Origin of the sequence: Streptomyces sp. NPDC090994 (assembly GCF_044768905.1) — a bacterium.
In the GTDB taxonomy this organism is placed as follows: Bacteria; Actinomycetota; Actinomycetes; order Streptomycetales; family Streptomycetaceae; genus Streptomyces.
The window spans coordinates 192,070-204,180 of the sequence record NZ_JBIVWS010000008.1 but is presented as its reverse complement, the minus strand read 5'-3'; the positions used below and the strand labels follow the sequence as shown (position 1 = coordinate 204,180).

Here is a 12,111-nt window from a genome sequence, read left to right as displayed (position 1 = left end):
GTTGACTCCCCGTCTCACAGGCCGCACATTACTTATCAGTGTTACTTGCAGGTAACGCGCGGTCCGGCGCCGCCGCGACCATCCGCCCGCACTCCCGTACCCCCGCACACCCGCACACCCGCACACCCGTACGCCCGAGAAGAGGGACAACCCATGCCGAAGCGCATCTTCAGACGCCCCGTGCGACGTGTCATGGCCGCGACAATCGCTACGGCGGGTGCTCTCGCCCTGAGTGTCACGGGTGCCACCGCGCACGCCACCAAGCCCCTGGACTACGTAGCCCTCGGCGACAGCTACAGCGCCGGCTCCGGCGTCCTGCCCGTGGACGTCACCAACCTGCTGTGCCTGCGCTCCACCGCCAACTACCCGCGGGTCATCGCCTCCACCACGGGCGCCCGGCTCACCGACGTGACCTGCGGCGCCGCCCGGACCAGCCACTTCACCCAGTCCCAGTACCCGGGTGTCCCCCCGCAGCTGAACGCCCTGGACACCGGCACCGACCTCGTGACGCTGACGATCGGCGGCAACGACAACAACACGTTCATCAACGCGGTGACCTCCTGCGGCACCGCCGGGGTGCTCAGCGGCGGCAAGGGCAGTCCCTGCAAGGACCGGTACGGCACCTCCTTCGTGGACCAGATCGAGACCACCACCTATCCCGCGCTGAAGGCGGCGCTGAACGGCGTCCGCGCCAAGGCGCCCGGCGCGCGCGTGGCGGCGCTGGGCTACCCCTGGATCGTGCCCGCCTCCGCCGACCCGTCCTGTTTCGCCAAGCTGCCCATCGCCGAGGGCGACGTGCCGTACCTGCGCGGCATCCAGGCGCGGCTCAACGCGGCCGTCCAGCGCGCCGCGGCGGAGACCGGCGCCGTCTTCGTGGACTTCGCGCGGGTCTCCGAGGGACACGACGCCTGCGCGGCCCCCGGCACCCGGTGGATCGAACCGCTGCTCTTCTCCACGAACCTCGTTCCCGTCCACCCCAACGCGCTCGGGGAGCGGCGGATGGCCGAGCACGCCATGAGCGTCCTCGGTCTCGGCTGATCCCCGGTCCCGGACGGCCTCGTACGGGGCATGTTCCTCAGCCGTCCGGCGCCGTCAGGTGGGCCGTGTCGCCCCAGAGGACGGACCGCAGGCGACGGCCGTCGCCGCGCCAGTAGGAGACGGAGGCGTTCGGAACGGGCGGGACCGGGTCGGGCGCCTCGGCACCGATCCCGGCCAGTACGTGGCGCAGGGCGACGACCACGGCATCGTGCGCCACCAGGAGCACCCTGCGGCCGGGGGCGGCCGCGCTCAGGTCGGTGACGAACTGCCGCACCCGCAGGGCGACATCGGTCAGGGCCTCACCGCCGGGCGGCCGGTACCACCACTCCCCCGCCGTCGCGCGGCGCTCGGCCTCCCGCGGGGCCCGCGCTCGCAGCACCGCCGGGGGCCAGAGTTCGTGGACGCCCGTCTCCCTGTCCCGCAGCCGTTCGTCGGCCACCACCGGCAGTGCCGCGCCGTACGTCCCCGCGGCCTCCTCGGCCATCCGTTCCCAGGTCTGCCGCGCACGGGCGTACGGCGAGCACACCACCATGTCCGGTCCGGTGTCCGGCTCCTGGCCGGCCAGCCAGCGGCCCAGCGCCCCGGCCTGGACCGCACCCGTGTCCGACAGCGGGACGTCACGGTCACGGCCCGGTACCGGGCGGGCGTCGCGGTCCGCCCGCTCGGCCGCGGCGAAGGCCACGTTCGCGGTGCTCTCCCCGTGGCGCACCGCCCAGAGCGCGCCCAGAGCGCACGGGGGTGCGAGCACGGGGCCGGGCGGATCGGGGTGTCGCTGGACCATACGGCCTCCTGTTCCCGTCGGTTGCGCAGGCGCGTCCCCGCGGCTCGCCCGCCCGGCAGGGCGAAGGCCGCGGCCGGGCGGCAGGGTACCGGCGACCGCGGCGCGGCGCACGGGTGCGGCGCCGTCGGCGGCGGCGCCGCGGTGGCCGGCACCCTGCGGGTTGCGGGACGGCGACGCTCTCGCCGACCCGCGCGAGCCGGGACACCGAGGGCCCGGCCCGGCCCGGCAGCGGCCGGTCGTCTCGTCGTACGTCGGGAAGCGCCGCGCGATGAGGGCGGTGAGCAGCCGCTGGGCGGCGAGAACCCAAGCCATGGTGCCGGTCATCTTGCCGATGGCGGGCCCGGCCGCGCGGCCCAGGCTGCGGGGCATGGTCTTCCACAGCGTGGCGGGCGCGAAGCCCCGCCTCTCCATACTCAGGTCGGTGACCGTCCTGGTGGCGTTCACGGCGCTGCTGGCCGCGATGGTCTTGACCGCCGGTCCGGCGCGGGCGCAGACCGGCTTCCACGAGGTCCAGGGTTTCGGCAGCAACCCGGGCAATCTGCGGATGTTCGCCTACGTCCCGGAACAGGCACAGTCCGGGGCCCCGGTCGTGGTCCTCTTCCACGGATGCGGCGGCTCCGCGCAGGATCTGGACGTGAACACCGGCTGGCGCAAGTACGCCGACGCCTACGGGTTCACCCTGGTCCTGCCGGAGCAGAAGGAGGAGAACGTCGGCTCCGGCGGTCTGGTGCCGCACAAGTGCTTCAGCGCGTGGAACCCCGTCGACCGCACCCACGACGGTCAGGGCGAGGCGCGTTCCGTGGTCCAGATGGTGGACCACATGAAGGACCGGTACGCCGCCGACGCCGGCCGGGTCTACGCCTCCGGGTACTCCGGCGGCGGCGCCGCGACCAATGTGATGCTCGCGGCCTACCCGGACGTCTTCAAGGCGGGCGCGGTGTTCTTCGGGATGGCGTACGGCTGCGCCGACACCGAGGACGACTACTTCGACACGGGCCTGTTCGCCCCGTGCCCGGGCCGCTTCAACACCCTCACGCCCCGGCAGTGGGGCGACCGGATTCGCGGCGCCTACCCCGGGTACGACGGCGTACGGCCGCGGGTGCAGATCTGGCACGGCGGCTCCGACCCGCTGATCAACCGGAACTCGCTGGAGAAGCAGCGTGACGGCTGGACCGATGTGCTCGGTCTCTCACAGACCCCGTCGTCCACGTCGGTCCCGGCGCTCGGTGTCACCAAGCAGGTGTACGGGAGCGGGCAGGTCGAGACGTACCTCGTCAGCTCGATGGGCCATGAGGTGCCCGTCGATCCGGGCATCGGCATGGACAAGTGCGGCACCGTGGGCCAGGGGCACGATTCCCTGTGCGGGGCGTACTACGCGGCCGCGTTCTTCGGCCTGGACGGCTGAGTCCGCTCTCCGGCCGGGAAGGAGGACGGCCCGCCGCGACGGGGGATGCGCGGCGGGCCTCCGATCAGTGTGACACGAACGGGGGTGGGAGTGGTCCGTTCCCCTCGCCGTGGCCGGAAAGCTCCGCCCGGCCCGTCATCCGTTCCCCGCGGGCGCGGGGACGCCGACCGGGCCGCGGGGGTCGGGGGCGCGGCCCGAACCGGCGTACCAGTGGGCGAACTCCGCCCCCTGGGGACCCGGCCTGCCGAGGTGGCGCATCCGCTCCCGTCGCAGCCGGAGCAGGAACCGCGGATCGGATCCGGCCCCCTCGGGCAGGTGGAGCAGGGTGAGCAGCCGGTCGGCGAACTCCTGCACCTGCCAGGCCTCGGTGGCCCGCCGCCGCGCGTAACCCGCCAGGTCGGCGCCGGTGCCGTCGCGGAACCAGGAGATCAGGCCGCGGGCGGCGTCGGCCGCGTCGGCGACGGCCAGGTTCAGCCCCTTGGCCCCGCTGGGGGTCAGCACGTGGGCGGCGTCGCCGGCGAGGAGGACCCGGCCCAGCCGCGCCCGGTCGCGGACCATCCCGCGCATCCGGAGCATGCCGACGTCCAGGATCTCCCCCACGGCCGGGAGGCCGTCGGCCGCGGCGCCCGCCCGGGCCCGGAACGCCGCCCGGATGCCGTCCGGCGTCCAGCGTTCCGCCCGGTCCTCGCACGGCACCTGGAGGTAGAGGCGGGCGCGGTGACCGGTGCGCGGCATCAGCCCGGCGAACCCGTCCGCGTGGACGGCGTACGTCACGCCCTCGACGGGCCGGTCGACGGCCACCAGGGCGGTGAGCCAGTCGTAGGGGTAGCGGAAGGCCCGTGCCGTACCGGGTGACAGGCTGTCGGCGAGGCTGTGCGGGCCGTCGCAGCACAGGACGTAGTCGCAGACGACCTCCAGGCCGTCGCCGAGCAGCCGCGGACGGTCGTCGACGTCCGTGACCGCGCGCACCCTGCGGCCGAACCGGGGCGGGCAGCCCGCGGCAGCCGCCCGTGCGACGAGGTCGCGCACCAGCGACTGCTGGGGGTAGACCCAGTGGGCGGCGCCGCCGGACAGCGCGCCGTAGTCGATCCGCAGCCGGTGGCCCTCGCAGACCATGTCGCACCAGGCGTGCCGCACGCCGTCCGCCAGCATGCCGTCGGCCAGCCCCCGGCCCTCCAGGTACTCGGCGACGCGGTGCTCGATCAGGCCGGCCCTGGCCCGCTCCTCGACGTCCCGCCGGGAGTCCTTCTCCAGCAGGCAGACATCGACTCCCGCCGCGCCGAGCACACAGGCGGCCACCAGTCCCGCCGGGCCCGCGCCCACGACGCCGACCTGCGCCGACAGCCGGAGGGTCACCGTCCGCGCTCCGACAGCAGGCGGGGGTCGACCAGCGCGGGATTGAAGATCTCCCGTACCACGCCCAGGGGTTCGGCCCCGTGCCGCAGCAGACAGATCCGGTAGGCCGCGGGCGCGGTGCCCCGCACGAGCGGCCACGGCATCCGGCCGATGTCGAGCAGCGAGCGGTGCCCGCTCACGCCCGCCCGGTGCAGCTCGGGCCCCAGCGGGCCGGCGCCCTGCAGACACGCGGTGGTGCGCGCGTCCACGTCCAGCCGTCCGACGACCACGTTGGCCGACCACACCGTCCCGGCCGGGTCCACCAGCGTGCTGCTGCGGACCACCACGCGGTCCGGTCCGCCGAGTACGGCCGGCGCCATGGCGATGGGCGTGTCCCGGTCGCCGCGCACCTGCCACTCCAGCGTTCCCACGGTCAGCGGGGCCCGCGCCCAGGCTTGCAGGGAGGTGGTGGTGAGGCCGTCGCCGGCGAGCAGCAGGCGCGTGGCCGGGGAGGCGAACCGGGCGATCGCGTCCGTGCGCTCCCGGCTCGCGAAGTCGGCCGTCCGCTCTGTCGTGGTCACTGTCACCCGTACCGTTCCGTCCGCCGCAGAGACTGCGGAGCTTCGTTGCGACCGTCGTCACTCGTGCGTGGCGCGCACTTCACTCAACCGGACGAGTCGTGTCACCGGGCGGGCATGGACGGGCTGTTCACCCCATCGGGCGATTGCGCGGGGAAAGCGGGGACATCGGCGGGCGGACTCCGAGACGGTGGACGGCGGTCTCCGCTCAGCCGGCGGCGCGGGTCCAGGGGGCGGGTCCGGTCCCGTCGCTCCAGGCGTCCAGTTCCTCGCCGTTCACGCAGACTATGCCGCACTGCTGCGCGTAGGAGAGGGCGGGAGCGGTGAAGTCGCTGGTCGTGACGAGTACCGCGACCTCGGCCTCGTGGACGGTGAAGCACGTGCCGCCGAAGCGCTGCATGTCCTGCGAGCCGACCTTGTGGCCGTCGCCGTACCGCTTGCACTGGACGACCATCCGCCGTCCGTCGGGGGTGCGTGCCAGGACGTCGGCGCCCAGGTCCTGGGGGCCGCCGACCACTTCCGTCTCGGGGCAGCCGTCCCGGGCGCAGAGAGCGGCCACGGCGTGCTCGAAACCGTCGGGTTCCAGTTCGACGTACTCGGTTCCCGGAGCCGCGACCTCCGGTACGGGCGCGGACGCCACCTGCTCGGCCGCCTCCTCCAGGGCCAGTGTGGCGCGCCGGGCGTACCTCGCGGCCGACCGGCGGCGCCGCCCGGAGCGGCACAGCCACGCCCCCGCGACGCCCGTCAGGACGAGGGCGACGGCCCACGCGGGACGTTGCCCGGCCGTCCGGGCCGCGGTGCGGACCACGAAGCCCGCGACGCAGAGGAGGATCGCGAGGAGGAGGAAGAACAGTGCGGTGGCGCGCAGGTCGAAGCGCCGCTCGCGGTCCGCGCGGCGAACGGGGCGGGTGGGTACGGTCATTGCGCTCCCTCCACAGGGCCTGGACAAAGATCACGACGAAGATCGCTTCACTCCGCCTGCCCAAGATCGACGGCCTTAAGATGACGCGCGGTCCGGCGGCATCCGAGACCGGAGACCCCACCCGCTCACCGAAGGGACGCCCGATGATCGAGACCGGAGGGGACGGCCGCAGCTGGCTGCTGTCCGGCCCGACGAGTTCCTACGCCCTGCGCCTGGACGACGAGGACCACCTGCTGCACCTGCACTGGGGGCCGCGGATCGGTCTCGCGGACGTCGCCGCGCTCGCCGGACCGCCTTTGCCGCAGTGGTCGTTCGAGTCGCCGCTCGACGGCCATGAGGAGTATCCCGTCGAGGGCGGCCGGCGGTTCGCCGAACCGGCCCTGATCGTGCGGTCCCCGGGCGCCCGCGGCACCGCGTGGACCTTCGTCCTGGCGGAGACGGCGGGGGACGAACTGCGCCTCGCCTTCCGCGATCCCGTGACCTCCCTGTCCCTCACCCTCCACTACCGCCTCCGGGACGGACACGACGTCGTCGAACGCTGGGTCACCGTCGCCAACACCTCGGCGGACACACCCCTGGAGGTGCCGCGGGCCGACTCGGCGACCTGGACGCTGCCCGTGCGCGCCGCCTGGCGGCTGTCCCATCTGCACGGCCGCTGGGGCGCGGAGAGCCGGCTGGTGCGCGTCCCGGTCGGCCACGGCGCCCACACGATCGGCAGCCGGCGCGGACACACCGGGCACCAGCACCTGCCCTGGGTGGCGCTGGACGCCGACGGCACCGCCACCGAGGAGCACGGCGAGGTCTACAGCTGTGCCCTCGCCTGGTCGGGCAGCTGGCGGCTGGCCACCCGCCGGCTGCCCGACGGCACCGTGCAGGTGACCGGCGGCTGGGGGCACGACGACGCGGGGCTGCTGGTCCTGGCGCCCGGTGAGTCGCGCAGTACGCCCGTGCTGGCCGGCCTGCGGTCCGCGGAGGGCTTCGGCGGGGCCAGTGCCGCCTGGCACGCCTGGCAGCTGGCGCACGTGATCCCGTCGGCCGCGGAGGACCGGCCGGTGCTCTACAACTCGTGGGAGGCGACCTGGTTCGAGGTGTCCGAGGAGCAGCAGCTGGCGCTGGCCCGCCGGGCCGCCGCCATCGGTACGGAGCTGTTCGTCGTCGACGACGGCTGGTTCGGGCGGCGGACCAGTGACCGGGCCGGGCTCGGCGACTGGACTCCCAACCCGGACCGGTTCCCGCGCGGGCTCGCCCCGCTCGCCGGGGAAGTGCGCGCCCTGGGCATGCGGTTCGGCATCTGGGTGGAGCCGGAGATGGTCAACCCCGACAGCGACCTGTACCGGGCGCACCCCGAGTGGACCCAGCACGTCCCCGGCCGCGCGCCCACCGAGTTCCGCAACCAGCTCGTCCTCAACCTCGCCCGTCCCGACGTGGCCGCCTTCGTCGAGGAGCGGATACACCACTTGCTGGAGTCGGCGCCGATCGACTACGTCAAGTGGGACTTCAACCGCTCCTTCACCGACCCCGGCTGGCCCGGCGAGGCGTTCCCGGAACGGCTGTGGACCGAGCACGTGGAGGCGCTGTACGGCATCCTGGACCGGCTGCGGGCCGCCCACCCGGGCGTCGCCTTCGAGTCCTGCTCGGGCGGCGGCGGCCGGATCGACCTGGGCATCCTCTCCCGTACCGACCAGGTGTGGACGTCGGACAACACCGACCCGGCGGACCGGCTGGCCATCCAGCACGGCTTCGGGCAGGTGCACCCGGCGCGGGTGATGGCGGCCTGGGTGACGGACAGCCCCAACGAGCAGATGAACGGGCGGGTCAGTTCCCTGCGGTTCCGGTTCGTCAGCGCGATGGCCGGGGTGCTCGGCGTCGGCGGCGACCTCACCCGCTGGAGCGAGGCCGAACTCGACGAGGCGAGCCAGTGGATCGGGCTCTACAAGGAGATCCGGCCGGTGGTCCAGCGCGGGCGCCTGCACCGGCTGCTGCCGCCGGACGGTGACGGCCTGAGCGCCGTCCAGTACAGCCTGGGCGACGAGGTCGTGGTCCTCGCCTGGCTGCGGGCCCAGTCCTTCGGCCAGGAACCGGCGCCGGTACGGCTGCGCGGCCTGGACCCGGGCGCCGTGTACGTCTGCCAGGACACCGGCCGTCCCCACCGCGCCGCGGTCCTGCTCCACCACGGCCTGCGCACGGGACTGCGCGGCGATCTCGACGCCGCGGTGTTCCGCTTCCGGCGCGAGAGCTGAGCCCGGCTGTTCCTCCGGCGCGAGAGTCGCCCCTGACTGTTCCTCCGGCGCGAGCGCTGCCCCCTGCCCGGCTGCTCCCGGCTGTTTTCGGCCACCCGCCGGCCTTCGGCCGGGCGCGTCCGCACGGCGCGACCGGCTGCCGGCCGGGGTGCGGCGCGGACCGGGGCGCGGAATACGGACAGGAGTTCCCTGCCCCTCCCTCCCCCGGCGGGTAAGCGCTAGCTTGATCTTGCCGATCGAATTCCCGTTCGGCCACCGGGTCGCGTGAGCGGAACTCCCGTGTCACGCGCGGGTGTTGACGGGCCAGACGGGGGGCGAGAGGAGCCGGACGGTGACACAGGGGCGGGTACGGCCACGGGATCCCTGGCGGCTGCTGCTGGTCGAGGACGACCGGGAACTGGTGGGCATGCTCTCCGGGGTACTGCGCGACGACGGCTACGAGGTCGACTCCGCGACCGACGGGCAGCGGGGCCTGCACCTGGGCCTGACCCGGCAGTACGACGTACTGGTCGTCGACCGGCGGCTGCCGGTGCTGGACGGCGTCGACCTGCTGGGCCGGCTGCGCTCGCGCGCGGTGCGCACCCCGGTGCTCATGCTGACCGCGATGGGCACCGTGCACGACCGGGTCGACGGGCTGGACGCCGGCGCCGACGACTACCTGGTCAAACCGTTCGACCTGGACGAACTCGGCGCCCGGCTCAGAGCCCTGTGCAGACGGGCGCTCGACGTCACCGACACCCTGCGGATCGGCGCCGGCCGGCTGCACGTCGGCCCGCGCGAGGTCGAACTGCCCGACGGGCGGCGGATCGCCCTGGCGGCCCGGGAGTTCGCGCTGCTGTGGGCGCTCGCCTCCCGCCCCGACGCCGTGTACTCGCGGGCCGATCTGCGCCGGATGGTGTTCCAGGAGGCGCCCGCGTCGTCCATCGTCGACACCTACGTCTACTACCTGCGCCGCAAACTCGGCCGGCAGGCCGTGCGCACGGTCCGCGGCCTCGGCTACCGGCTGGGGGCGCTGTGAGGTCCTCACAGGTCGCGGAGCGCACGGAGGTGCGCCTGGCCCGGCTGCGGATCGCCGTGATCACCGCGGCGATCATCACGCTGCTCATGGTGGTGGTCGGCCTCGTCGCGGACGCGGTGATGACCCGGGCGCAGAACGACCAGGTGCGGCGGGAGCTGCGCTACGGCGCCGCGCGCGGCGACCTGTCGAGCCCGCCGGTGTGCACCTGGCTGTACGCGGCCGGCGCCACCCCGCTCGCCAACGCGCCGGACGGGTTCCCGGTCCGGGCCGATCTGGACCGGGTGCGCCGGACCGACGAGGCGGTGGAGCGGGTGGTGCACCGCAACGGCACGGTCTATCTGGCGCGCACCGAGGCGCGGGCGGACGGGAACGTGGTGCAGGCGGTGTTCGACCTGCGGTTCCAGCTCGCCGACCGCCGGCACCTCTGGTACGCGCTGGGCGTCGCGGAGCTGGTCGGGCTGGTCGCGGCGGCCGTCACGGGCGCGGTCCTCGGCCGGCTGTCCGTGGCGCCGCTGGCCGAGGCGCTGGCCCGGCAGCGCCGGTTCGTCACGGACGCCAGTCACGAGCTGCGCACCCCCGTCACCCAGGTGTACACCCGGGCCCAGGTGCTGTCCCGGCAGGCGCGGGCCGCGCGGCTGCCGGCCGAGCACCGCGACGGCCTGGCCCGGCTGGTCGGTTCGGTGGGCCGGCTCGGCGCGGTCCTGGACGATCTGCTGCTCTCCGCGAGCCTCGCGGCGGACCCGGCGCGGCCCGCCGAGCGGGTGCCGGTCGATCTGACGGCGCTGGCCCGGTCGGTGGTCGCCGAGGAGGCGGAGCGGATCCGGGACGGCGGGCTCACCGTGACCGTGGGCGGTGCGCGCCGGTCCCTGTTCGTCGGCGGGGTCGAGTCGGCGCTGCGCCGGGCCGTCGGGGAGCTGCTGTCCAACGCGATCAGCCACACCCCGGCGGGCGGACGGGTCGAGGTGACGCTCACCGGCTCGGGCTCGGCCGTGGAGCTGACGGTCTCGGACACCGGGCCTGGTTTCGACCCGGCCGAGGCGGAGCGGCTGTTCGAGCGGTTCCACCGGGCCGGTGACGGCGGGCGGTACGGTCTGGGGCTGGCACTGCTGCGGGAGGTGGTCACGGGACACGGCGGTACGGTGACCGCGGCGGGCCGGCCCGGGCGGGGCGCCCGGTTCACGATCCGGCTGCCGGAGTGCGCCGCCCCGCCCGAGCGGATCCCGGCGGCCCCGGTCACGGCAGGTCACGTGTGAGCAGCAGCCGGGCCGCGGCGCGCACGTCGGCGTCCAGCGGGCGGTCCGGTTCGACCGGCGGGACGGTCTCGGCGAGGGCGTCCAGGAGTTGGGCGCACCGGGGCGCGGTGGGCCGGCGGGCGCCGACGTGGACGGCCTGGCGCAGGCCGACCGCGAGCGACCCGCACAGCAGGCCCAGCAGCCCGGCCATGTCGTAGGAGCGCAGGGCGGCCTGGGTGCCGAACGGGACGACGTCCTGGTTGTGCAGGTTGGTCGGCAGGCTCTGCATGGCGGCCGGGGCGGCGGCTCGCCGGATCTCGGCCACGAACGCGGTGGTGGCCAGCTGCACGCCCTGCAGGCCGTGCTGGACGCCGGGTGCGGTGGCGAGCATCGGCGGCAGGCCCCCGTTGCGCGCCGGGTCGACCAGCAGGTCGAGTTGGCGCTCGGCGAGGTTGCCGAGCTGGGCGGTGACGGAGGCGAGCAGGTCGGCGGCGAACGCGGCGGGCTGCCCGAAGAAGTTCCCGCCGTGCACGACCCGGCCCTCGCCCCCGCCGTCACTGTCGCCGTCGGCGAAGAACAGCGGGTTGTCGCTGACCCCGGCGAGGTCGGCGGCGACCACGCCGTCGACGTAGCCGAGGGCGTCCTCGGCCGCGCCGAGCAGCTGCGGGGCGCAGCGGATGCTGTACGGCTCCTGGAGCGGCCGGGTTCCGGAGGGGCTGGTGCCGGCCAGGGTGTGCCGCATGCGGGTGCCGACGACGGCCGCGCCGGGGTGGCCGTAGGCGCGCAGCAGGGCGGCGTCGAGGAAGCCGGGATCGCAGCCGAGGAGGTCGGTGAGCAGGCAGCTGAGGTCGGTGAGCGCGCGGTGCGCGGCGCGGACGGTGTCGCGGGCCAGGGCGAGCGCGGCGGTGGTGACGGAGGTGCCGTTGACCAGGGCGAGGGCGTCGCGGCCGTCGAGGGCGAGCGGGGTCAGCCCGGCGGCGGTGAGTGCGTCGGCGGCGGGCAGGCGGCGGCCGTCCAGGTAGGCGTGGCCCCGGCCGCGCAGGGCCTGGGTGGCGTAGGCGAGCGGGATGAGGTCCCCGCTGGCGCCGACGGAGCCGTAGCGGGGGACGGCGGGCGAGAAGGTGGTGGCGAACATCGCGGCGAGCCGGTCGACGGTCTCGGCGGACACCCCGGAGTGTCCCTGCGCCAGCGACCAGGTGCGCAGCAGCAGGGCGGCGCGGGTGACGTCGTGCGGCAGGTCCGGGCCCTGCCCCGCGCCGAGGTGGGCCAGGGTGTTGTCGCACTGGTCGGCCTCGTCGGCGCGGCCCGCGTAGCCGACGAGGGCGCCGAAGCCGGTGGTGGCGCCGTAGACCGGGCCGTCCTGCCGCAGCGCGCGGTAGAGCCGCCGGCCGCGCTCGAGGCGGGCGCGGGCCGCGTCGTCCACGGTGACGGTGAGCGGCGTCGCCGCGCGGCGCAGGGCGGTGGCGTCCAGGGGGCCGGTGAGCGTGACGGAGTCCGTGGTGGTGAGCACAGGCCAGAACCTAGGCGGGGAATCTCAGAGCCCTCTGAAATCCGGTGGATAG

The 12,111-nt window shown here is 74.9% G+C and carries 10 protein-coding genes; 5 read left to right on the top strand and 5 right to left on the bottom strand.

Annotated elements, in window-relative coordinates; genetic code table 11:
* Positions 1-192: 192 nt before the first annotated feature.
* Positions 193-1,038: an SGNH/GDSL hydrolase family protein gene (locus ACIQR3_RS19650; RefSeq protein ID WP_403540424.1), complete on the top strand. Its 846-nt coding sequence runs from the start codon at positions 193-195 to the stop codon at positions 1,036-1,038.
* 37 nt (positions 1,039-1,075) lie between these two features.
* On the opposite strand, the gene ACIQR3_RS19645 is transcribed toward ACIQR3_RS19650, so the two are convergent.
* Positions 1,076-1,819, bottom strand: a complete 744-nt coding sequence (locus tag ACIQR3_RS19645; protein WP_403540422.1) for a histidine phosphatase family protein — start codon at positions 1,817-1,819, stop codon at positions 1,076-1,078.
* Between the two features lie 367 nt (positions 1,820-2,186).
* On the opposite strand from ACIQR3_RS19645, the gene ACIQR3_RS19640 reads away from it, so the two are divergent.
* A complete protein-coding gene (locus tag ACIQR3_RS19640) occupies positions 2,187-3,224 on the top strand; it encodes an alpha/beta hydrolase family esterase (protein ID WP_403540420.1) in 1,038 nt (345 codons plus the stop codon).
* Between the two features lie 135 nt (positions 3,225-3,359).
* Here ACIQR3_RS19640 and ACIQR3_RS19635 read toward each other — a convergent pair whose 3' ends face one another.
* The 3 genes from ACIQR3_RS19635 to ACIQR3_RS19625 all read right to left on the bottom strand — a co-directional run bounded on the left by ACIQR3_RS19635 (position 3,360) and on the right by ACIQR3_RS19625 (position 6,059).
* Complete coding sequence (locus tag ACIQR3_RS19635; protein WP_403540418.1) at positions 3,360-4,580, bottom strand: FAD-dependent monooxygenase; 1,221 nt, start codon at positions 4,578-4,580, stop codon at positions 3,360-3,362.
* Positions 4,577-5,140 carry a hypothetical protein gene (locus tag ACIQR3_RS19630; RefSeq protein ID WP_215170979.1) on the bottom strand — a complete coding sequence of 188 codons (564 nt, stop codon included), beginning with the start codon at positions 5,138-5,140 and terminating at the stop codon, positions 4,577-4,579. The genes ACIQR3_RS19635 and ACIQR3_RS19630 overlap by 4 nt, the downstream gene beginning before the upstream one ends.
* Before the next feature lie 205 nt (positions 5,141-5,345).
* A complete protein-coding gene (locus ACIQR3_RS19625) occupies positions 5,346-6,059 on the bottom strand; it encodes a restriction endonuclease (protein ID WP_403540416.1) in 714 nt (237 codons plus the stop codon).
* A gap of 143 nt (positions 6,060-6,202) precedes the next feature.
* Here ACIQR3_RS19625 and ACIQR3_RS19620 point away from each other — a divergent pair, with 143 nt between their 5' ends.
* The 3 genes from ACIQR3_RS19620 (at position 6,203) to ACIQR3_RS19610 (ending at position 10,570) form a co-directional block, all read left to right on the top strand.
* The gene (locus ACIQR3_RS19620; protein ID WP_403540414.1) at positions 6,203-8,299 is read left to right on the top strand and encodes an alpha-galactosidase; all 2,097 of its coding nucleotides are present in this window, start codon (positions 6,203-6,205) and stop codon (positions 8,297-8,299) included.
* 331 nt (positions 8,300-8,630) lie between these two features.
* Positions 8,631-9,317, top strand: coding sequence for a response regulator transcription factor (locus tag ACIQR3_RS19615; protein WP_403540411.1), 687 nt, complete (start codon positions 8,631-8,633; stop codon positions 9,315-9,317).
* Entirely contained in the window at positions 9,314-10,570 is a 1,257-nt protein-coding gene (locus ACIQR3_RS19610; protein WP_403540408.1) for a sensor histidine kinase, read from the top strand. The genes ACIQR3_RS19615 and ACIQR3_RS19610 overlap by 4 nt, the downstream gene beginning before the upstream one ends.
* Here the strand turns inward: ACIQR3_RS19610 and hutH are convergent.
* Complete coding sequence (gene hutH / locus ACIQR3_RS19605) at positions 10,551-12,059, bottom strand: histidine ammonia-lyase (protein ID WP_403540405.1); 1,509 nt, start codon at positions 12,057-12,059, stop codon at positions 10,551-10,553. The genes ACIQR3_RS19610 and hutH overlap by 20 nt on opposite strands.
* Positions 12,060-12,111 lie beyond the last annotated feature (52 nt).